18 protein-coding genes and 1 pseudogene are annotated in these 20,393 nt (G+C 70.5%); 10 read left to right on the top strand and 9 right to left on the bottom strand.

Annotated elements, in window-relative coordinates; genetic code table 11:
• Positions 1-235 precede the first annotated feature (235 nt).
• Positions 236-1,279 (top strand): multicopper oxidase domain-containing protein, encoded by a 1,044-nt coding sequence (locus ACZ4LX_RS00465; RefSeq protein ID WP_467636059.1) that lies wholly within the window; start codon positions 236-238, stop codon positions 1,277-1,279.
• Here ACZ4LX_RS00465 and ACZ4LX_RS00460 read toward each other — a convergent pair.
• Complete coding sequence (locus ACZ4LX_RS00460; RefSeq protein WP_467636056.1) at positions 1,273-3,471, bottom strand: DEAD/DEAH box helicase; 2,199 nt, start codon at positions 3,469-3,471, stop codon at positions 1,273-1,275. The genes ACZ4LX_RS00465 and ACZ4LX_RS00460 overlap by 7 nt on opposite strands.
• Before the next feature lie 213 nt (positions 3,472-3,684).
• Here ACZ4LX_RS00460 and ACZ4LX_RS00455 point away from each other — a divergent pair, with 213 nt between their 5' ends.
• Positions 3,685-3,939, top strand: coding sequence for a WhiB family transcriptional regulator (locus ACZ4LX_RS00455; protein ID WP_467636053.1), 255 nt, complete (start codon positions 3,685-3,687; stop codon positions 3,937-3,939).
• 210 nt (positions 3,940-4,149) lie between these two features.
• On the opposite strand, the gene ACZ4LX_RS00450 is transcribed toward ACZ4LX_RS00455, so the two are convergent.
• The 3 genes from ACZ4LX_RS00450 to ACZ4LX_RS00440 all read right to left on the bottom strand — a co-directional run bounded on the left by ACZ4LX_RS00450 (position 4,150) and on the right by ACZ4LX_RS00440 (position 6,454).
• On the bottom strand, positions 4,150-5,124 hold the full coding sequence (locus ACZ4LX_RS00450; RefSeq protein ID WP_467636049.1) for an acyl-ACP desaturase: 975 nt from the start codon (positions 5,122-5,124) through the stop codon (positions 4,150-4,152).
• Positions 5,125-5,401: 277 nt separating this feature from the next.
• A complete protein-coding gene (locus ACZ4LX_RS00445; RefSeq protein WP_467636046.1) occupies positions 5,402-5,593 on the bottom strand; it encodes a hypothetical protein in 192 nt (63 codons plus the stop codon).
• 9 nt (positions 5,594-5,602) lie between these two features.
• Positions 5,603-6,454 (bottom strand): Scr1 family TA system antitoxin-like transcriptional regulator, encoded by an 852-nt coding sequence (locus ACZ4LX_RS00440; RefSeq protein WP_467636043.1) that lies wholly within the window; start codon positions 6,452-6,454, stop codon positions 5,603-5,605.
• A 168-nt stretch (positions 6,455-6,622) separates the two neighbouring features.
• Between ACZ4LX_RS00440 and ACZ4LX_RS00435 the strand changes: the two genes are divergently transcribed.
• Positions 6,623-7,084, top strand: a complete 462-nt coding sequence (locus tag ACZ4LX_RS00435) for an ATP-binding protein (protein ID WP_467636040.1) — start codon at positions 6,623-6,625, stop codon at positions 7,082-7,084.
• Positions 7,085-7,123: 39 nt separating this feature from the next.
• Here the strand turns inward: ACZ4LX_RS00435 and ACZ4LX_RS00430 are convergent, their stop codons facing one another.
• Both ACZ4LX_RS00430 and ssgD read right to left on the bottom strand, forming a co-directional pair.
• Positions 7,124-8,755 (bottom strand): ABC-F family ATP-binding cassette domain-containing protein, encoded by a 1,632-nt coding sequence (locus tag ACZ4LX_RS00430; RefSeq protein WP_467636037.1) that lies wholly within the window; start codon positions 8,753-8,755, stop codon positions 7,124-7,126.
• A 370-nt stretch (positions 8,756-9,125) separates the two neighbouring features.
• The gene (gene ssgD, locus ACZ4LX_RS00425; protein WP_467636034.1) at positions 9,126-9,542 is read right to left on the bottom strand and encodes a spore wall synthesis regulator SsgD; all 417 of its coding nucleotides are present in this window, start codon (positions 9,540-9,542) and stop codon (positions 9,126-9,128) included.
• 185 nt (positions 9,543-9,727) lie between these two features.
• Between ssgD and ACZ4LX_RS00420 the strand changes: the two genes are divergently transcribed.
• Positions 9,728-10,840, top strand: coding sequence for a WD40/YVTN/BNR-like repeat-containing protein (locus tag ACZ4LX_RS00420; RefSeq protein WP_467636837.1), 1,113 nt, complete (start codon positions 9,728-9,730; stop codon positions 10,838-10,840).
• On the opposite strand, the pseudogene ACZ4LX_RS00415 reads toward ACZ4LX_RS00420, so the two are convergent.
• Positions 10,841-11,170 (bottom strand): annotated as a pseudogene (locus ACZ4LX_RS00415) (YciI family protein); the annotation flags it as partial.
• A 43-nt stretch (positions 11,171-11,213) separates the two neighbouring features.
• On the opposite strand from ACZ4LX_RS00415, the gene ACZ4LX_RS00410 reads away from it, so the two are divergent.
• Positions 11,214-11,924 carry an endonuclease V gene (locus ACZ4LX_RS00410; protein ID WP_467636031.1) on the top strand — a complete coding sequence of 237 codons (711 nt, stop codon included), beginning with the start codon at positions 11,214-11,216 and terminating at the stop codon, positions 11,922-11,924.
• 48 nt (positions 11,925-11,972) lie between these two features.
• Positions 11,973-12,134 (top strand): morphogenic membrane protein MmpA, encoded by a 162-nt coding sequence (mmpA, locus tag ACZ4LX_RS00405; protein ID WP_467636028.1) that lies wholly within the window; start codon positions 11,973-11,975, stop codon positions 12,132-12,134.
• 73 nt (positions 12,135-12,207) lie between these two features.
• Here the strand turns inward: mmpA and ACZ4LX_RS00400 are convergent, their stop codons facing one another.
• Positions 12,208-13,398, bottom strand: a complete 1,191-nt coding sequence (locus ACZ4LX_RS00400) for a saccharopine dehydrogenase family protein (protein ID WP_467636025.1) — start codon at positions 13,396-13,398, stop codon at positions 12,208-12,210.
• A gap of 235 nt (positions 13,399-13,633) precedes the next feature.
• Here ACZ4LX_RS00400 and ACZ4LX_RS00395 point away from each other — a divergent pair, with 235 nt between their 5' ends.
• The 4 genes from ACZ4LX_RS00395 (at position 13,634) to ACZ4LX_RS00380 (ending at position 19,491) form a co-directional block, all read left to right on the top strand.
• Positions 13,634-14,794: a CaiB/BaiF CoA transferase family protein gene (locus tag ACZ4LX_RS00395; protein ID WP_467636021.1), complete on the top strand. Its 1,161-nt coding sequence runs from the start codon at positions 13,634-13,636 to the stop codon at positions 14,792-14,794.
• A complete protein-coding gene (locus ACZ4LX_RS00390; protein WP_467636018.1) occupies positions 14,794-15,936 on the top strand; it encodes an acyl-CoA dehydrogenase family protein in 1,143 nt (380 codons plus the stop codon). Before ACZ4LX_RS00395 ends, ACZ4LX_RS00390 begins: the two co-directional genes overlap by 1 nt.
• Before the next feature lie 138 nt (positions 15,937-16,074).
• Positions 16,075-17,289 carry an acetyl-CoA C-acetyltransferase gene (locus tag ACZ4LX_RS00385; RefSeq protein ID WP_467636015.1) on the top strand — a complete coding sequence of 405 codons (1,215 nt, stop codon included), beginning with the start codon at positions 16,075-16,077 and terminating at the stop codon, positions 17,287-17,289.
• 30 nt (positions 17,290-17,319) lie between these two features.
• Entirely contained in the window at positions 17,320-19,491 is a 2,172-nt protein-coding gene (locus tag ACZ4LX_RS00380; protein WP_467636011.1) for a 3-hydroxyacyl-CoA dehydrogenase NAD-binding domain-containing protein, read from the top strand.
• A gap of 132 nt (positions 19,492-19,623) precedes the next feature.
• On the opposite strand, the gene ACZ4LX_RS00375 is transcribed toward ACZ4LX_RS00380, so the two are convergent.
• Positions 19,624-20,355, bottom strand: a complete 732-nt coding sequence (locus ACZ4LX_RS00375) for a MerR family transcriptional regulator (RefSeq protein WP_467636008.1) — start codon at positions 20,353-20,355, stop codon at positions 19,624-19,626.
• Between the last annotated feature and the right edge of the window lie 38 nt (positions 20,356-20,393).

Genomic DNA, 20,393 nt, shown 5'->3' with positions numbered 1-20,393 from the left:
GCAACAGCGCATGAAGCTAGACCTCTTTTCGCGACTCGCCAATAGCTATGGCAGCAATGACACGAACTTTGTCCTTAGTGTGGATAAACGAAGATCCCCGGGCTACGGTATGGCCCGTTCCGGAGGCGGCCGTGCCCGCGGCCCGCCGGCCCGTGCGGTCTGCGTATCTCCGTGCCTCATGCCGTGGTTGTCTCGGTTTTCTCCGCAAGACCCTTCCAACAGTGGGGAGTTCGACATGGACCGAAGGAGCTTCAACCGGCGGATGCTGATGGGCGGCGGGGTGGTGGCAGCGACCGGCGTGACATCGTTGTCCCTCGGTGCCATCGACGCCACCTCCGCGGAGAACCCGCCGCCGACGGCACCCGCCGGGGGAGCGGTGCGCCATCTCAAGATGTACGCGGAGAAGCTGGCGGACGGCTCGATGGGATACGGGTTCGAGAAGGGCAAGGCGTCGATTCCCGGCCCGTTGATCGAGATCAACGAGGGCGACACCCTGCACATCGAGTTCGAGAACACGATGGACGTGGCAGCCAGCCTCCATGCGCACGGTGTCGACTACGACATCGCGAGCGACGGCACCCGGATGAACAGGAGCATCGTCGAACCGGGCGAGACCCGTACGTACACCTGGCGCACCCATGCCCCCGGCAGGCGCAAGGACGGCACCTGGCAGCCGGGCAGCGCGGGCTACTGGCACTACCACGACCATGTCGTCGGCACGGACCACGGCACGGGAGGCATCCGCAAGGGCCTGTACGGGCCGGTGATCGTCCGGCGCAAGGGCGACATCCTCCCCGACAAGACCATCACGATCGTCTTCAACGACATGACGATCAACAACAAGCCGGCCGACAAGAGCCCCGACTTCGAGGCGACGGTGGGGGACCGGCTCGAAGTCGTCATGATCACGCACGGCGAGTACTACCACACCTTCCATGTCCATGGTCACCGCTGGGCGGACAACCGCACGGGCCTGCTGACCGGCCCCGACGACCCGAGCCGGGTGATCGACACGAAGATCGTCGGGCCTGCGGACTCCTTCGGCTTCCAGGTCATCGCGGGTGAACACGTGGGCGCCGGCGCCTGGATGTACCACTGCCATGTGCAGAGCCACTCCGACATGGGGATGGCCGGAATGCTGCTGGTAGCCAAGGCGGACGGGACGGTGCCGGGGCACGAGGGGCACACCATGACGCCGTCCGCGGCGTCTCCGTCCTCGCCGTCCCCTTCAGCGGAAGCGAAGCCTCCGGTGAAGAAGACAGCGCATGAAGGTCACTGACCCGCCGCGTCCGCCACCGGGGCCAGGCGCTGCTGCTCCTCCTCGACGATGCGGCGGGCCAGCGATCCGTCCGACACGTCCAAGGCGTCCGGCGTCGTCTCGGCGACGTCGCTGCGCCGTGCGTACGCGTCGAACAGCCTCTCCTTGCGCGCCAGGATGTCCAGCATCCGCTGGTCCACGCTGTCCGCGGCGAGGAGCCGGTGCACCTGAACCGTGCGTATCTGGCCCATCCGGTGCGCGCGGGCCACGGCCTGGTGCTCCATCGTCGGCTTGATCTGCGGCTCACAGATGATGACGACGGACGCGGCCTGCATGTTCAGCCCGATCCCGCCCGCCTGGATCTGGCTGAGCAGCACCGCGTGGCCGTCCGCAGCCGCGAAACCGTCGATCAGCTGCTGGCGGCGGGCGGCCGGCACGCTTCCGGACAGCGGGCCGAACACGCCCTCCCCCAGGGCCTGTCGCACGGTCTCCAGCACCTCGCGGAAGTAGGAGAAGACGACGACCTTCAAGCCGTTCTCCAAGGCCTCGGCGACCAGCTCGCGCAACCGGTTCAGCTTGGCCGACGTGGCCGGGTGTGCGTACGCGGCCCGCCGCATCTCCATGAAGTGCCCGGCGGCCACCGCCTCGTGGTAGGCCCGTCGGTCGGGCTCGCTGAACTCCTCCCACTCGTCGACCTGCACGAGTGCGGGGAGTTCGGTGAGCACGTCCTGCTGGTTGCGGCGCAGATAGGCGGGGGCGACGGCCCGGCGGAACGCATGCGAACCGGCGACGCCGTGTGTGGTGCTGACCGACGGGGCAAGCTCGGGCCGGAGATGGCGGACGAGGCTGCGGAACTCCTCCACCCGGTTCTCCATCGGTGTGCCGGTCAGGAAGAGCACATGCTCGGTCGCTTCCGACCAGCCGGACACCGCACGGGAGCGACGGGTGGCCGGGTTCTTGACGTAATGGGCTTCGTCGACGACGAGCATGCCGGGCCGTACACCACCGGCGCCCGCGAGGGGGAGCGTGTGCAGGGCGTCGAAGGTGGTCAGCGCGACCCCGCCGCTCTCCCGCCAGTCGGCGAACGCCGCCCGCCGCTCCGGCCCGTGCACCGGCAGGGCGCGCAGCGTGGAGCGCGCACGGACCTCCCGCGTCCAGTTGATCAGCACGCTGGCCGGGCACACCACCAGGAAGTGCGTCTCCCCGCGCGCCGCGAGATGGGCCAGCGCGGCGATGGCCTGCACGGTCTTGCCCAGCCCCATCTCGTCGCCCAGGATCACCCGCTTCTGTGCGAGCGCGAAGCGCGCGCCGAACGACTGGTAGCCGCGCAGGGAGACCCGCAGCCGGGCGTCGTCGAGCCGAAGGCCGCGCACCCGGTCGGCGATGCCGGACGGCAGGAACCCCTCGGCCGCGTCCCGGTCGGGGCCGGTGCCGGACATCTCGGCCAGCAGGCTGTAGTACTCCGCGGACCGCAGTTCGAAGTCGACCCAGGCCGCGATGTCGGACTCCGGGTCCCGCAGCAGATCGACCGACACCTGGCCGAAGAGCGGGGGGAGTTCGCGCTCCACCGCGTCGGCCACGGCCGCCCGCACGGAGGCGACGGCCTCCAGTGCCCGCGTCCGCGGCCCGCGCCGGATGAACACCATCCGCAGCCGCCCCCGGGCGGGACCGGCCTCGGTCAGCAGCGGCTCCAGGCGGTCGGCCAGCCTGCGGGCCCCGTCCACGGCCCGCCGCAGGTCGGGCCCGGCCTCGACCAGCCGGTACAAGGCGGTGACCAGGGCGGTCGTGGCGTCGTCGGGGGTGTCCACGTCTATCCGCAGGGCGACGGTGTCCCGCACCGCGTGCGCGATCTGGCCTGCCGCGGCCAGGGTCTGGTCGGCCGTCTGCGCGCCGACTCCGGGGATCTGGCGGAGCTCGTAGCGGGTGGCCCCGTATACCTGCCCCACGGTCGTGAAGCCGGCCTGCTCGACCGCTCCGAGGCGCAGCCTGCCCTCGGTGACGTCCTTGAGCCGGGACACCGGAATGCACGACAGATCCTCGCGGACGAGGGATTCGATGAGCGGGTCCAGTGCGGTGCGGACGGCGGTGACGGCGCGTGCATGGTCAGCGAGGACCCCGCGCGCGGCGCTCAGCAGCCCGTCGGCCCGCGTCAGCAGCTCCCGGGCCGCCCGCCCGGTCGGCGCCCCGCCCTCCGTGGAACCGGCCTCACTCATGTCGTTCCCTCTGTCCCCGCCGCCCTGCCGCCCCGCTCTCCGGCTTCCGCCCGGAGCGACTCGTATCGTCCCATGCGCGACTGACAGCCGGGCGGGTTCGCGGCACCGGCCACCCTCCGAGTCGCCGGTGCCGCGCGGCTTCGTGAGTGCTGCGGTCCGGCCGGTTGATGGATCGTTGATCAGTCGTTTATCCCGGCAGGGCACTGTGGCCCCATGCTGATCAACACCGCGACCGACCCCGCTTACGCCTGGCAGGAGACAGCGCTGTGCGCACAGACGGGGCCCGAGTTCTTCTTCCCCGCTCCCGGCAGCTCCACACGTGAGGCCAAGCGGCTCTGCAACGCCTGCGAGGGCCGCCTGGCCTGTCTGGAATACGCACTCGACAACGACGAGCGCTTCGGCGTCTGGGGCGGTCTCTCCGAGAAGGAGCGTGACCGGCTCCGCAGAGACGAGCGCGAGCGGGCCTGAACGCGCTCTCACCGGGGGACACTTCGGGGTCCGGCCGACTGGCCGGACCAGGTCCTGAGCGGCGCGGAAGGCGAGGTGCTCGGCCCACCGCTTCCACGCGGCCGTGAACGCCGGTACGTCAGCGACGGCGGGGGCGGGCCGAGGAGGCCCGCCCCCGCCGGGGTCACGTGTGCTGCCGTGGACCGGCCAGGGCGCGTGTGCTGCCGTGGATCAGGCCAGGGCGCGGGCCGCCATGCGTGCCTTGCGCGCGGCGAGCTTCTCGTCGAACTTCGACGCCTCGCTGTCCAGCCCGTTCATGTACAGACCGAGCTCCTCCTGGGCCTTGAGCCCCTCCGAGCCCAGGCCGTCGATGTCCAGCACCTTCAGGTAGCGCAGCACCGGCTGGATGACGTCGTCGTGGTGGATCCGCATGTTGTAGATCTCGCCGATCGCCATCTGGGCGGCGGCCCGCTCGAACCCGGGCATGCCGTGGCCCGGCATCCGGAAGTTCACGACGACGTCGCGCACGGACTGCATCGTCAGGTCCGGGGCGAGCTCGAAGGCCGCGCCGAGGAGATTGCGGTAGAACACCATGTGCAGGTTCTCGTCGGTCGCGATCCGTGCCAGCATGCGGTCGCAGACGGGGTCGCCCGACTGGTGGCCGGTGTTGCGGTGCGAGACCCGGGTCGCCAGCTCCTGGAACGCCACGTAGGCCACGGAGTGCAGCATCGAGTGGCGGTTGTCGGACTCGAAGCCCTCCGCCATGTGCGCCATACGGAACTGCTCCAGCTTGTCCGGGTCCACGGCGCGCGAAGTGAGCAGGTAGTCGCGCATCACGATGCCGTGGCGGCCCTCCTCGGCCGTCCAGCGGTGCACCCAGGTGCCCCAGGCGCCGTCGCGGCCGAAGAGCGAGGCGATCTCGTGGTGGTAGCTGGGGAGGTTGTCCTCGGTCAGCAGGTTCACGACCAGGGCGATCTTGCCGATGTCCGTGACCTTGGACTGCCCGGACTCCCAGGCCTGGCCGTCCTCGAAGACGCCGGGGAAGTTCCGGCCGTCGGAGAACGGTACGTACTCGTGCGGCATCCAGTCCTTGGCGACCTTGAGATGACGGTTGAGCTCCTTCTCCACCACCTCTTCCAGCGCGTACAGCAGTTGGGCGTCGGTCCACGCCTGCGAACTGCCGAGGTGGGGAGAGGTGATCGTCACGGGGGCTCCTGGGGACGGGAGAATTACCTACGGCTTCGTAGGTTACGAAACCGTAGGTTAAAGCGGCGGTAAGGCCTCCGCCAAGCCCATCCGGGCGACAATCGCTCACTTAGTGTTATAAGTGCAGGTCAAGCGTGTATACAGAGGGTCAGGGAGGTCGGGGTGGGGTGCCTGGAGCAAATGAATCGGCCGGGCCGGGCCCCCGGTGGCATGCGCTCTGAACAGTCGGCGTACTCGGAGCGCGGCGCACGAGGGGCACGGTCGGGTCGGGGTGGGGTCAGAGCAGATGGTCGGCCGCGCCCGCCTTCACCAGGAGGATCAGTGCCCGCAGCGCCTCCATGGAATCGCTGACGTACGCCGCCGCGTCGGTCGTGGAGCCGATGTAGGCGCGGCCCTGGTCGTCGATTCCGAAACGGAAGCAGTTCGCCCCCTCGCTGCAGAACGCTTCTTCCCAGCAGATGTCGTTCATGGTCTCTCCTCAGAGGTCCTGGGCTATGCGTCGGATGAAATCGCGCGATTCCTCGGCGGGCAGCGCGAGCGTGCGCAGGCGCTCCAACAGGCCCCGGTAACGGCGCAGTTGCATGTCCGCGTCCAGCAGCATCGAGCCGTGCGAGGAGTCGAGTTGCACGGTATCGAGTTGCGGGACGGCTGCGCCGACATACGTGAACGACTGTCCGGCTCCGGGGAATCCGCCTGCTGTGAACGGGATCGCCCGGACCGTGATCCGGGTGCGCTCGGACTGTTCGAGAATGTGCTCCAGCTGTGCTCGGGCGATCTTGGGGCCGCCGAACTGCATGCGCAGCGCGGCTTCGTGGATCACCGCCTCGTAGAGCGGTGCCCGGTCCCGTTCGAGCACCTCCTGGCGGCGCAGCCGCAGGGAGAGCCGGGCCATCAGATCGGGGCCCGGGAGCTGGGGGTCGGCGTTGTCGAAGACGGCCCGCGCGTGCTCCTCGGTCTGCAACAGGCCGGGGATGTGTGTGGTGGTGGCGGTGATCAGCTCCACCGCGTGGAACTCGAGTTCGGCGATGTCCAGCAGGCTCGGCAGCAGCAGGCCGCGATGCTCCTCCCACCATCCCCTGGCCCGTTCCTGCGCCATCTCCGCCAGCAGATCGACGAGCCCGGTGTCCGGGCAGCCGTAGTTGAAGGCGAGAGTGCGGACCCGCTCGGCGCTTATGCCGAACCGGCCGGACTCGATGTTCGGGATGCGCGTGCGGTCGACGCCGAGCAGGGCCGCCGCCTGCTGTGCTGTCATCGCCGACTGTTCGCGCAGCTTGCGCAGTTCGTATCCGAGGCGTTGCTGGCGTGCGGTCGGAGTGCTCCTGGGCGGCACGGTGTGGGTCCTTCCGGAAGTGAGAGATGACGAAATGACCGGAACCACACAAGTAGTAGCACTGTGCTCCAGGCGTGCGCTACGGTCGGTAGTGCAAGTCTCACACGGGGCGACCGCGCCCCCGTGTGTGATCGTCACCACGCGTATGAGAAATGTGAGCAGCACTTGATGAAGGGCGCCTTGCGTTGTCTTCCGGCCCTCGCACCCGCCGGGCCGCACCCGCCGGCGGCGGACAACCTCAGCTACTCGTTCGCACTCCCGGGCGGTGCCTTCTGCGCGGGACTCGCCCGCCGTGCCGTGGATGAACTCCTGACCCGGCACGGTCTCGCCGAACTCAGTGAGACGGCGGTCCTCGCCGCATCGGAACTGGTCGCGGCCGCCTACCACTTCACCCCGGACCGGGAGATGCTTCTGCGGGTCCACTGGCAGTTCGACGCCCTGCGGATCACCCTCTACGACCAGCATCCGGTCCATGAATCACCCGAGAAGTCCGAGGAGTGCCGGGAGAGCCGCAGCGCCAGCATGTGGCTGCTGGCAGCCGCGGTGGACGCGCACGGCGGGGACTGGGGGCTGGCCCCCGCGCTGACTGCCTCCGGCGGCTCCAAGACCTGGGCGTTACTTCACAAGTAGCCTCCGCTTCCGCTGGACCGTCGGCCTGGTCCCCGCACGTCAGAGGCCGGCACGCACCTCCTCGGCCGTCGTGTTCCGCAGACCGCCGTCGAGCAGCAGCCAGCGCGTGATGCCGATCGATTCGAGGAACGGCACGTCGTGGCTCGCCACGATCAGCGCTCCCTCGTACGAATCGAGTGCCGCCGTCAGCCGGCGCACGCTCGCCATGTCCAGGTTGTTCGTCGGCTCGTCCAGCATCAGCAGCTGAGGCGCGGGCTCGGCCAGCAGCAGCGCGGCCAGAGCCGCACGGAACCGCTCGCCGCCCGACAGGGTCCCGGCAGGCCGGTCCGCCCGTGCACCCCTGAACAGAAAGCGTGCCAGTCGCGCCCTGATCCGGTTGTCCGTGGCATCCGGCGCGAACCGCGCCACGTTCTCCACCACACTCAGCTCGTCGTCGAGCACATCCAGCCGCTGCGGCAGAAAACGCATCGGCAGCTGCACCGACACCTCGCCGGACACCGGTGCCAGCTCACCGGCCAGGGTCCGCAACAGCGTGGTCTTTCCCGCTCCGTTACGTCCCACCAGCGCGATGCGCTCCGGGCCCCGCACTTCGAACGAACCCCGCACCTGTGTCCCGTACGGCAGTTCCAGGCCGCTCAGTGTCAGCACGCCCTGGCCCGGATGGACCTTGGTGTGCGGCAGTTCGACCCTGATCTCGGCGTCGTCGCGCACCGCCTCGACCGCCTCGTCGAGGCGTTCCTTCGCGTCGGCCAGCTTTGCCGCGTGCATGATGCGGTGCTTGCCCGCCGACTCCTGGGCGGCGCGCTTGCGGGCGCCCATGACGATCTTCGGTTCGCGCTTGCTCTCCTGCATCTTCTGTCCGTAGCGCTTGCGCCGCGCCAGTTTGACCTGGGCTTCGGCGAGTTCGCGCTTCTGGCGGTGCACATCGGCCTCGGCGACCCGCACCATGCGTTCGGCGGCCTCCTGTTCCACGGCCAGCGCCTCCTCGTACGCCGAGAGGTTCCCGCCGTACCAGGTGACCGAGCCGTCGCGCAGGTCGGCGATCTGGTCGACCCGCTCCAGGAGTTCCCGGTCGTGGCTGACGACGACGAGGACGCCGCTCCACGCTTCGACTGCCGCGTAGAGGCGGCCGCGCGCGTACAGGTCCAGGTTGTTCGTCGGTTCGTCCAGCAGCAGTACGTCCGGCCGGGCCAGCAGCAGCGCCGCCAGACGCAGCAGCACGCACTCGCCGCCCGACATCTCACCGATCGTGCGGTCGAGACCGATGTGGCCGAGGCCGAGCTCATCGAGCGTGGCGAGCGCACGCTCCTCCACGTCCCAGTCGTCACCGACGGCGGCGAACCGCTCCTCGCCGGTGTCGCCGGCTTCGATGGCGTGCAGCGCCGCCCGGGTCCCGGCGATCCCCAGGACGGCGTCGACGCGCAGTGCGGTGTCCAGAACCAGGTTCTGCGGCAGATGACCAACTTCACCCACAACCCTGACACGGCCCTCGGTGGGGGCGAGTTCGCCGGCGATCAGCCGCAGCAGGGTCGACTTGCCCGAGCCGTTGAGCCCGATGAGGCCGGTACGGCCGGGCCCCACGGTGAGTGGGAAGTCGTCGAGGACCGGGCTGCCGTCGGGCCAGGCGAAGGAGAGTGACGAGCAGGTGATGTGGTGGAGAGGGGCAGACATAGGGAATCTCCCGGTTGCGAGGAAGGACAGGGGCAACGGGGCGAGACACCGGTCACGGCATTCCACGGACGAGTGTCCGGAAGTGGAGAGGAAGGCCCTGGTCGCGGAGGACGGCTCGGAGAGCTGAGGTCACACTCGGGCACGCGGGCATGTGCGGACATGGCACGGCGTGCGACACGGTGTCTCAAGACCTCAGACGAGCAACGTCCTACTCCTGTCGACGGCAACAAGGACAACAACGAAACTACGGCGGGCCGAGGGCCCGGGCAAACGAATTAACAGGACCCGGCCCGGCCAGGCACCGGTCCGGCGCGGCACTGTCCCGCGAAGCCCCGGTCCCGTGAAGCCCCCGGTCCGGCGAGGCCCTGCCTCAGGCCGAACCGCCGAGCAGATCCGTCAGGAACCGGTCCAGGTCCAGGAAGCGGTGCTCGTCCCCGGCGGGGACCAGCTCCTGCGCGCGGCTCAGGAAGCGGCGCAGCTCCACCGTCCGTACGTGCACCATGGCGATGCCCTCGGCGGCGTGGAACTCCAGCACCGTACGGTCGTACCCGAAGGGCCTGACACGTACGTCCCCGGCGCCTGCCGGTGCGTCCATCCCTCTTGCCAGCAGCTCCCGGGAGAACTGCCACGACACCTCGGTACCCTCCAGCGTCGCCGGCGCGGGGAACGCCATGCGTACGGCGAAGGGATCCGTGCGGTCGTAACTGAGGACTGCGGGAAGTGTCTCCATCTGCGGTGCGGATGCGACCATGCGGGCCTGCACGGACTGTTCGATAACGGTGGACAAGACCTGCTCCCTCTCGCGGCCGGGCGGACGGTCTCCGGCACTCATGCAGACGACGGATTCCGCCGATCCGTGCACCGGAGCGCGGCGTGAGCTGTGTCACCGCGTTGCTGCTTCCCGGACATGTGCCCCGATACGGGCGATGCACCCTGGACGAGGTGCGGTCCGTGGGGCTAGCTTCCAGCGCCATGAGGGCCATGGGGAAGACGCGACGACTGATGTCACTGGGACTGTGCGGGGCGGCACTGGCAGCCGCGCTGGCCGCGCCCTCGGCCCAGGCGGCACCCGGTGAACGGCACGGACCCGGCCGCGGGCCGGCCTGGACGCCCACCGGTACAGGCACCGACGCACGTTTCCGGGGCCTCGCGGCCGTCAGCAGCCGCACGGCCTGGCTCGCGGGCTCGAAGGGCACCGTGCTGCGCACCACCGACGGCGGCCGGCACTGGCGCGACGTCTCGCCGCCCGGTGCCGCCGCCGAGGAGCTGGAGTTCCGCGACATCGAGGCCTTCGACGCCCGGCGGGCGGTGGCGCTGTCCATCGGTGAGGGCGAGGCATCCCGGGTGCTGCGTACGGACGACGGCGGAGCCACCTGGACCGAGTCCTTCCGCAACACCGACGCACGTGCCTTCTACGACTGCCTCACTTTCTTCGACAGCCGGCACGGCCTGGCGATGAGCGACCCGGTCGACGGGCGGTTCCGCATCCTGTCGACGGCGGACGGCGGCCGCAGCTGGAACGTGCTGCCCAGCGCCGGTATGCCGCAGGCCCAGCCGGGCGAGGCGGGATTCGCGGCCAGTGGGCAGTGCCTGGTGAGCGCCGGACCCAAGGATGCCTGGCTGGCGACCGGCGGCGCGGCCACCGCCCGGGTCCTGCACTCCGGCGACCGGGGGCTGACCTGGACCGCGACCGCGTCGCAGGTCCCGGCAGGGGACCCCGTCCGCGGCGTGTTCGGCCTCGCCTTCCGGGACCGTACCCACGGCATCGCGGTCGGCGGCGACTACCGCGCAGGCCAGGCGTCGCCCCACGCCTCCGCGGTCAGCGCGGACGGGGGCCGCCGCTGGCAGCCCTCACAGACACCGCCCGCCGCCTACCGCTCGGGCGTCGCCTGGCTGCCCCACAGCCGGCACACCGCACTGGCGGTCGGCCCGACCGGCACCGACCTCACCAGGGACGGCGGCCGCACCTGGCGCACGGTCGACACCGGGTCGTACGACACGGTCGACTGCGCCGCGGACGGGAGCTGCTGGGCGGCCGGTGAGAACGGCCGGGCCGCACACACCCTCCGTGGACGGGGACAATGAGAGCTGCCGGCGGTACGGGGCGAGCGCGTCCGATGTCTTCGCCGCGATGAACTCCGTGATCCGGTAGGCGCAGACGCCGTGCACGACGCAGACGCCGTGCACGACGCAGGGGCCGGACGCCGCGAGCCGCTCGATCACGCCCCGGTCGTCCCCGGCCGCGAGCATCACCCCGCCGTCGCGGGTGTTCTTGCGGCCGGAGGCGGGTTCTTGTCGGCCGGAGGCGAAGAACACCCCGGTCGCGTACGGGGCGTCGAGCCAGGCGATGTGATCCCTCATCACCGCGTCGACGCGGTCCGGCGGGGCGGTGCGGGACAGCTCACGTACGAACACGATCGCAAGGCCGCGGGAGCGGCGCCCTAAGCTGACAGGCATCATGACGACACTTCGGATGCCCGCCGACGAAGCCGAGGCCCGCGCCCTCCAGGACACCCTGCGTACCCGGGTGGTGCTCGACGAGCCGGGGCCGCCGCCGGGCACCGGCCGGGTGACAGGCGTCGACGTCGCCTACGACGACGAGCGCGACATCGTCGTGGCGGCGGCCGTCGTGCTCGACGCGGGCACGCTGGAGGTGGTGGCCGAATCCACCGCCGTCGGGCGGGTCACCTTCCCGTACATCCCGGGGCTCCTCGCCTTCCGTGAGATCCCCACCGTGCTGGCCGCCCTGGAGTCCCTGCCCGTCGACCCGGGCCTCGTCGTCTGCGACGGATACGGGCGGGCGCACCCGCGCCGCTTCGGCCTTGCCAGCCATCTCGGCGTGCTCACCGGGCTGCCCGTCATCGGCGTCGCGAAGAACCCGTTCACCTTCTCGTACGAACAGCCCGGCCCCTGCCGCGGCGACCGCTCGCCGCTGCTCGACGGGGGCGAGGAAGTGGGGCAGGCGCTGCGCACCCAGGACCGCACCAAACCGGTGTACGTGTCGGTCGGACACCGCACCGGCCTGGACAACGCCTGCGCGCACACGCTGCTGCTGGCCCGCGACTTCCGGCAGCCCGAGACCACCCGCCGGGCCGACGCGCTGTGCAGGCGGGCGCTCCGGGAGGCCACCGAGCGGGAGCCGGCGCGGGCACGGGGTCAGGACGACTGAGTACCCGTACGGATGGCGTCCGGCGATCATGGTCGGCACTCTGGACACATGAACGCATCTCGCTCAAGCGCCCGAACCGCTCCCCTTCACCCCGCTCAGCGCCGTGTGGCGCTGGGCATGCTGATCGGGGGCGCGGTCGGCTTCGTCTGGGCCGGGGCGATGCTCTACACCCTGACGTCCTGGATCTTCTGGGGCGTGCTTCGAAAGTAGCGCCGTCCGCCCGGAGGGCGTGCCAGGCGTCGCCGAGCAGGCGGGACTTTCGAAACCCGCCCCAGGGCGTGTGTCAGCGGACCGCGGCCACCCGGAAGCGTAGACCCGCCCCGCGCAGCCTTCCCAGCAGCGCGTCACCCATCGAGACGGCTGTGGTGACCTGTCCCGAGGTGGGCGGGAGTTCGTCCATGGCCAGGCAGAGCGCCGACTCCGCCAGCATCTTCGCCGTCTCGTCGTAGCCCGGATCGCCGCCCGACACCTCCGTGAAGACCCGGCGGCCGCCGCCCTCGCCGACGAACCGGACCGTGAACCAGCTCCGCCGACGGCGCTCCTCGTCCGGGCCCGACCCGGGCGCGTAGCGATCCGACAGCCAGTCCCGTACGGCCGGCACCTGCGCCGCGCCCAGCAGGGCTCCCAGCGCCGCGGTGCCCCCGAGGGCCACCGGCAGACGCTTGACCGAGGCGTAGTGGCGGTATCGGAAGTCGGGGCCGTAGCGGGGGAGCGCGCGGGCCGAGCGCTCCACGATCCGCGCGTCGAGCGTCGGCAGCGGAAGTGCCCAGGTGCCGGTCTCCGTGCTGAAGCGCGGCCCGCCGAGCGGGGCGCGGGCGCGGCGGGCCACCAGCCGCGGCTCGTGCAGGCGGCGTTCCCTGGCGGCGCTCAGCATCTGCGGGCCGCGGCCCATGGCGGTGAGGGCGGAGGCGAACGTACCGCCCGAGAAGACGGCGTTGGAGCGGACGAATCCGTCGATGCGCAGCGGGACGTCCTCGGGCAGTTGGCCGACCGTGAAGTACACACCCAGATCGTGCGGCACGGAGTCGAAACCGCAGGCGTGCACGATCCGGGCCCCGGTCTCGCGGGCCCGGGCGTCGTGCTCCAGATACATCCGGTCGGCGAACTCCGGCTCGCCCGAGAGGTCGGCGCAGTCCGTTCCGGCCTCGGCGCACGCGGCGACCAGCTTCTCCCCGTACGAGATGTACGGGCCGACGGTCGTGGCCACCACATGGGTGGACTCGGCGAGTGCGCGCAGCGCGTCCGCGTCGTCCGAGTCGGCGAGCAGCAGCGGGAGGTCCGAGCAGTGCGGATGCAGTGCGGTGAGGCGGTTGCGCAGCTGTTCCAGCTTGGCGCGGTTGCGGCCGGCCAGGGCCCAGCGACAGCCTTCCGGGGCGTGTGCCGCCAGGTACTCGGCGGTGAGCACACCGACGAAACCGGTGGCACCGAAGAGGACCACGTCATAGGGGCGTGATGCCCCGTTCTGCCTGTTCACAAGTGCCTCCACAGGGGCGGGCGCCGACGTAGCAGGCAGAGGGTAGCGGAGCCGGGCACGGGGTGTGCGGCCGGGGATGCCTCGTGACGTGGCGCCGGCCGGCCGGGAAGGCTTCGTGGGGGAGGATCCCGGGAAAAGAACTAAGCGCTTGCTCGCCGCAAGGGGTTGTGCGGAGCGCGGCGCGTTCTTAGCATCATCGATGTTACATCGGTTGTGTCACACCGCTGGGGGCTCGATGGCAACGACAGGGAACGGCTCACACGCTCCGCGCGGCCCGCTGGCCGGCGTTCGCGTGGTCGAGCTGGCAGGCATCGGACCCGGTCCGTTCGCCGCGATGCTCCTGGCCGATCTGGGCGCCGACGTGGTGCGGGTCGACCGGCCCGGAGGTCCAGGCCTCGGTATCGATCCGGCCCATGACCTCACCAACCGCAACAAGCGCTCCGTCGTCGTCGACCTCAAGGACGCGTCCGGCCCGGAGACGGTCCTGGATCTGGCCGAGCGCGCCGACATCCTGATCGAGGGGTACCGGCCCGGCGTCGCCGAGCGCCTGGGCGTGGGCCCGGACGTCTGCCTGGCCCGCAATCCACGGCTCGTCTACGGACGCATGACCGGGTGGGGCCAGGACGGTCCGCTCGCCGAACGGGCCGGCCACGACATCGCCTACATCGCCGTCACCGGCGCCCTCTCCATGATCGGCAGGCCGGGGGAGCCGCCCGCCGTCCCGGCCAATCTGCTCGGCGACTACGCGGGCGGCTCGCTCTACCTCGTCGTCGGCGTCCTCGCCGCTCTCCAGCACGCCCGGACCCCCGGCGGTGGCGGACAGGTCGTTGACGCGGCGATCGTCGACGGCACCGCGCACCTCACCATGATGATCCACGGCATGCTGCAGGCAGGCGGCTGGCAGGACCGGCGCGGTTCCAACCTGCTGGACGGCGGCTGCCCCTTCTACGGCTCGTACGAGACCTCGGACGGCGAGTACATGGCGGTCGGCCCGCTCGAAAAGCGGTTCTACGCGGAGTTCACCGAGCTCCTCGGTATCGGGGAGAGCGCCCCCGACCGGAGCGATATCGCCCGCTGGGACGAGCTGCGCGGCGTCGTCGCCGCCCGGTTCCGTACCCGTACCCGTGCCGAGTGGACCGAGGTCTTCGAAGGCTCGGACGCCTGCGTGGCACCCGTTCTCTCCCTTCGCGAGGCACCGCGCCACCCCCACCTCGCCGCCCGCGCCACCTTCGTCGAGCACGGCACACTCACCCAGCCCGCGCCCGCGCCCCGGTTCTCGGCCACGCCCGCCTCGGTGCACAGCGGACCGGCGCAGCCGGGCGCGGACACCGAAGCCGTCGCCGCGGACTGGGATGTGCCGGCCCTGCGGACCATCCGGAAGGACACGACCGACTGATGCAGCGGCAGATCTTCACCGAAGAGCACGACGCGTTCCGCGAGACCGTCCGCACCTTCCTGAACAAGGAGGTCCTCCCGCATTACGAGCAGTGGGAGAAGGACGGCATCGTCGCGCGCGAGGCCTGGCTCGCCGCCGGACGGCAGGGGCTGCTCGGCCTCGCCGTACCCGAGGAGTACGGGGGCGGCGGGAACAGCGACTTCCGCTACAGCGCCGTCCTCGCCGAGGAATTCACCCGGGCGGGCACCCCCGGTCTCGCGCTCGGGCTGCACAACGACATCATCGGCCCCTACCTCACCGGCCTGGCCACCGAGGAGCAGAAGCGGCGCTGGCTGCCCGGTTTCTGCAGCGGCGAGATCATCACCGCCATCGCGATGACCGAACCCGGGGCGGGCTCCGACCTCCAGGGCATCCGCACCACCGCCGAGGACCGGGGCGATCACTGGCTGCTCAACGGCTCGAAGACGTTCATCTCCAACGGCATCCTCGCCGACCTGGTGGTCGTCGTCGCGAAGACCACCCCGGACGGCGGCGCGAAGGGACTCTCACTGATCGTCGTCGAGCGCGGCACGGAGGGCTTCGAGCGGGGCCGCAACCTCGACAAGATCGGCCAGAAGTCCCAGGACACCGCCGAACTGTTCTTCAACGACGTGCGCGTCCCCAAGGAGAACCTCCTCGGTGAGCTCGACGGCGCCTTCATCCACCTGATGACGAACCTCGCCCAGGAGCGGATGGGCATAGCCGTCGCCGGGATCGCCGCGGCCGAGTACCTCCTGGAGATCACCACCACGTATGTCAAGGAGCGCGAGGCCTTCGGGCGTCCGCTCTCCAAGCTCCAGCACATCCGTTTCGAGATCGCGGAGATGGCCACCGAGTGCGCGGTCACCCGGACCTTCCTCGACCGGTGCATCGTCGACCACTCGGAGGGGACGCTCGACGCCGTGCACGCCTCGATGGCGAAGTGGTGGGCGACCGAGCTGCAGAAGCGCGTCGCCGACCGCTGCCTCCAACTGCACGGCGGATACGGCTACATGTCGGAGTTCCCGGTGGCCAGAGCGTTCACCGACGGCCGCATCCAGACCATCTACGGCGGCACCACCGAGATCATGAAGGAGATCATCGGCCGCTCACTGCTCGCCTGACCCCTGTCCGAACGGCGCGCTCGACCGCGCCCCGCTCCTGCCCGCCCCGCCTGCCCGGACCGTTCACGGGTCTCCGCCCGCTCGACCGACCTGTTCACCGGACCCCTGTTGCGCCACCACCCTCGAAAGGCAGCTGTCTTGAGTACCGAAGCATTCGTCTACGACGCGATCCGCACCCCGCGCGGCCGCGGCAAGGCCAACGGGGCCCTGCACGGCACCAAGCCGATCGATCTCGTCGTCGGCCTCATCCACGAACTCCGCGACCGCTTCCCGGGCCTGGACCCCGCCGCCGTCGACGACATCGTCCTCGGCGTCGTCAGCCCGCTGGGCGACCAGGGCTCGGACATCGCGCGCATCGCCGCCATCGCGGCCGGTCTCCCCGACACCGTTGCCGGCGTCCAGGAGAACCGCTTCTGTGCCTCCGGCCTGGAGGCCGTCAACCTGGCCGCCGCCAAGGTGCGTTCCGGCTGGGAGGACCTCGTCCTCGCGGGCGGGGTCGAGTCGATGTCCCGCGTCCCGATGGGCTCGGACGGCGGCGCCTGGGCGATGGACCCGATGACGAACTACCAGACCGGCTTCGCGCCGCAGGGTGTCGGCGCCGACCTCATCGCGACCATCGAGGGCTTCTCGCGCCGCGATGTCGACGAGTTCGCCGCGCTGTCCCAGGAGCGGGCGGCCGAGGCGTGGAAGGACAACCGCTTCGCGCGTTCCGTGGTCCCCGTCAAGGACCGCAACGGTCTCGTCGTCCTCGACCACGACGAACACATGCGGCCCGGCACCACCGCCGACTCCCTCGCCGCGCTCAAGCCGTCCTTCGCCACGGTCGGCGAGATGGGCGGCTTCGACGCGGTGGCGCTCCAGAAGTACCACTGGGTGGAGAAGATCGACCACGTCCACCACGCGGGCAACTCCTCCGGCATCGTCGACGGCGCCGCCCTCGTCGCCATCGGCTCGAAGGAGACCGGCGAGCGCTACGGCCTCACCCCGCGCGCCCGGATCGTCTCCGCCGCCGTCTCCGGATCCGAGCCCACCATCATGCTCACCGGCCCCGCGCCCGCCACCCGCAAGGCGCTCTCCAAGGCCGGGCTGACCATCGACGACATCGACCTCGTCGAGATCAACGAGGCCTTCGCCGGTGTCGTCCTGCGTTTCGCCCGCGACATGGGGCTCTCCCTCGACAAGATCAACGTCAACGGCGGCGCCATCGCGCTCGGCCACCCGCTCGGCGCCACCGGCGCGATGATCCTCGGCACGCTCATCGACGAGCTGGAACGCCAGGACAAGCGCTACGGGCTCGTCACCCTGTGCGTCGGCGGCGGCATGGGCATCGCCACCGTCATCGAGCGTCTCTGACCGTCCCCTTCCTACGGAGAAGACAGACACATGACCGAGAGCACGACCATCCGCTGGGAACAGGACGAGACCGGCGTCGTCACCCTCGTACTCGACGACCCCAACCAGTCCGCCAACACGATGAACCAGGCCTTCCGGGATTCCATCGAGGCCGTCGCCGACCGGGCCGAGGCCGAGAAGGACTCCATCCGGGGCATCATCTACGCCTCCGCCAAGAAGACCTTCTTCGCGGGCGGCGACCTCAAGGACATGATCAGGATCGGTCCCGAGAACGCTCAGGCCGCGTTCGACGCCGGCACCGCGATCAAGAGGTCCCTGCGCCGCATCGAGACCCTCGGCAAGCCCGTCGTCGCCGCCATCAACGGTGCGGCCCTCGGCGGCGGTTACGAGATCGCGCTCGCCGCCCACCACCGCGTCGCCCTCGACGCCCCCGGCTCCCGCATCGGCCTGCCCGAGGTCACCCTCGGCCTGCTGCCGGCCGGTGGTGGCGTCACCCGCACCGTACGCCTCATGGGCATCGCCGACGCGCTGCTGAAGGTGCTGCTCCAGGGCACCCAGTACACACCGCGGCGCGCGCTGGAGAACGGCCTGGTCCACGAGGTCGCCGCCACCCGGGAGGAGATGCTCGACAAGGCCCGCGCCTTCATCGACGCGAACCCCGAATCCCAGCAGCCCTGGGACGTCAAGGGATACAAGATCCCCGGCGGTACCCCTTCGCACCCGAAGTTCGCCGCCAACCTGCCCGCCTTCCCCTCGAACCTGAAGAAGCAGCTCGCCGGCGCTCCCATGCCCGCGCCGCGCAACATCCTGGCCGCGGCCGTCGAGGGCTCGCAGGTCGACTTCGAGACCGCGCTCACCATCGAGGCCCGCTACTTCACGGAGCTGGTCACCGGCCAGGTCTCCAAGAACATGATCCAGGCGTTCTTCTTCGACCTCCAGGCCGTCAACTCCGGTGCCAGCCGCCCCAAGGACGTCGAGGAGCGCCAGGTCCGCAAGGTCGCCGTCCTCGGCGCCGGGATGATGGGCGCGGGTATCGCGTACTCCTGTGCCAGGGCCGGCATCGACGTCGTCCTCAAGGACATCTCCGCGGAGGCCGCCGCCAAGGGCAAGGCGTACAGCGAGAAGCTGCTCGACAAGGCGCTCTCCCGGGGCCGTACGACCGAGGCGAAGCGTGACGAGCTGCTGGCCCGGATCACTCCGACCGCGGACCCGGCGGACCTCGCGGGCTGCGACGCCGTCATCGAGGCCGTGTTCGAGGACCCCGCGCTCAAGCACAAGGTGTTCCAGGAGATCCAGGACGTCATCGAGCCGGACGCCCTGCTCTGCTCCAACACCTCCACCCTGCCCATCACGGCGCTGGCCGAAGGGGTTTCGCGGCCCGTCGACTTCATCGGGCTGCACTTCTTCTCGCCCGTCGACAAGATGCCGCTGGTCGAGATCATCAAGGGCGAGAAGACCGGCGACGAGGCCCTGGCCCGCGCCTTCGACCTGGTCCGCCGCATCAAGAAGACGCCGATCGTCGTCAACGACTCACGTGGCTTCTTCACCTCGCGTGTCATCGCCCAGTTCATCAACGAGGGCGTCGCGATGGTCGGCGAGGGTGTCGAGCCCGCGTCCGTCGAGCAGGCCGCCGCCCAGGCGGGCTACCCGGCCAAGGTGCTCTCCCTGATGGACGAGCTGACGCTCACCCTGCCCCGCAAGATCCGCAACGAGACGAAGCGGGCGGTCGAGGAGGCGGGCGGCACCTGGCCCAGCCACCCCGCGGACTCGGTCGTCGACCGGATGGTCGACGAGTTCGGACGCCCCGGACGCAGCGGCGGCGCGGGGTTCTACGAGTACGACGAGAACGGCAGGCGCACCCGCCTCTGGCCCGGACTACGTGAGCACTTCACGAAGCCGGGAACGGACATGCCGTTCGCCGACATGCAGGAGCGGATGCTCTTCTCCGAGGCGCTGGACAGCGTCCGCTGCCTGGAGGAGAACGTCCTGATCACCGTTGCCGACGCCAACATCGGCTCCATCATGGGCATCGGCTTCCCGCCGTGGACCGGCGGCGTGCTCCAGTACATCAACGGTTACGAGGGCGGCCTGCCCGGCTTCGTGGCCCGCGCCAGGGAACTCGCCGAGCGCTACGGCGACCGGTTCCTGCCCCCCGCTCTGCTCGTCGAGAAGGCCGGGAAGGGCGAGACCTTCCACGACTGAAACCGCCGCGACGGTCCGCACCCACCGGCGGTCCGCACCCACCGGTGCGGACCGCCGGTCCGGTCCCTGGTCCGGACCGGCCGTACCCGCCCGACAGGCCACACACGCGTCCGGGTGCGTCCTGCCGGGCCGCTACTCCGCCGCGAAGGCGGCCCGCAGCTCCTCCTTGAGCGAACGCTGGAAGGCGGTCATCAGCGCCTGCAGCACGAGCGGCTGCATGTGCGCGGACAGCGACTTCATCGCTTTGAGGTGCTCCGGATCCGACTCCCGTTCCCGGTACGGACCCCACACCTCGTCCCGGAACAGCCGGCTCAGCTCGTGAGCGGCGGAGCGGGTGTGCTCCAGCAGGACCGTGCGGGCGGCGAGAATCGTCTCGTGCGCGATGGGTACGTCGAGCAGCTCCACGCCGAGCCGCAGCAGCCCCGGATCCAGCCGGTACACACCGTCCCCCCGCTCGGACCGCTCCAGCACCCCCATCGCGGCCAGCCGGTCGATGTCCTGCTGGGCCAGCGGCCGTCCCGCACGCCGCTCCAGCTCCTGGCGGGTCGCGTCCTCCGCCGAATCGGGAACCCAGGAGGCCACGAGCGCACGGTGGATGGCAAGATCGTGGGCGCTCAGATCGGGCGGCAGCTGTTTGAGATAGCGTTCGATCGCGGCGAGGGTCATGCCCTGGTGCTGGAGCTCCTCGATGAGCGCCAGCCGGGAGAGGTGCGCGGGTCCGTAGTGCCCGACCCTGCGCGGCCCGATGACCGGGGGCGGCAGCAGTCCGCGGGTGCTGTAGAAGCGCACCGTGCGCACGGTCACCCCGGCGCGTGCCGCCAGTTCGTCGACGGTGAGCGTCGGCTCCACGGCCCCGGTCGCCATATCTGCTCCTCGTGTCCGGCCCTGCGGGTGGAACGCTG

The sequence above is a fragment of the Streptomyces sp. NPDC026062 genome (assembly GCF_055568375.1).
The sequence above is the reverse complement of the archived record's forward strand: the minus strand, read 5'-3'. Positions and strand labels throughout refer to the sequence as shown.

Bases quoted from the DNA above. Each gene is read 5' to 3' on its own strand.
- ACZ4LX_RS00465 (WP_467636059.1), top strand. From the start codon at position 236: ATGGACCGAAGGAGCTTCAACCGGCGGATGCTGATGGGCGGCGGGGTG.
- ACZ4LX_RS00460 (WP_467636056.1), bottom strand. From the start codon at position 3,471: ATGAGTGAGGCCGGTTCCACGGAGGGCGGGGCGCCGACCGGGCGGGCG.
- ACZ4LX_RS00455 (WP_467636053.1), top strand. From the start codon at position 3,685: ATGCTGATCAACACCGCGACCGACCCCGCTTACGCCTGGCAGGAGACA.
- ACZ4LX_RS00445 (WP_467636046.1), bottom strand. From the start codon at position 5,593: ATGAACGACATCTGCTGGGAAGAAGCGTTCTGCAGCGAGGGGGCGAAC.
- ACZ4LX_RS00435 (WP_467636040.1), top strand. From the start codon at position 6,623: ATGAAGGGCGCCTTGCGTTGTCTTCCGGCCCTCGCACCCGCCGGGCCG.
- ACZ4LX_RS00430 (WP_467636037.1), bottom strand. From the start codon at position 8,755: ATGTCTGCCCCTCTCCACCACATCACCTGCTCGTCACTCTCCTTCGCC.
- ACZ4LX_RS00420 (WP_467636837.1), top strand. From the start codon at position 9,728: ATGAGGGCCATGGGGAAGACGCGACGACTGATGTCACTGGGACTGTGC.
- ACZ4LX_RS00410 (WP_467636031.1), top strand. From the start codon at position 11,214: ATGACGACACTTCGGATGCCCGCCGACGAAGCCGAGGCCCGCGCCCTC.
- mmpA (WP_467636028.1), top strand. From the start codon at position 11,973: ATGAACGCATCTCGCTCAAGCGCCCGAACCGCTCCCCTTCACCCCGCT.
- ACZ4LX_RS00395 (WP_467636021.1), top strand. From the start codon at position 13,634: ATGGCAACGACAGGGAACGGCTCACACGCTCCGCGCGGCCCGCTGGCC.
- ACZ4LX_RS00390 (WP_467636018.1), top strand. From the start codon at position 14,794: ATGCAGCGGCAGATCTTCACCGAAGAGCACGACGCGTTCCGCGAGACC.
- ACZ4LX_RS00380 (WP_467636011.1), top strand. From the start codon at position 17,320: ATGACCGAGAGCACGACCATCCGCTGGGAACAGGACGAGACCGGCGTC.
- ACZ4LX_RS00375 (WP_467636008.1), bottom strand. From the start codon at position 20,355: ATGGCGACCGGGGCCGTGGAGCCGACGCTCACCGTCGACGAACTGGCG.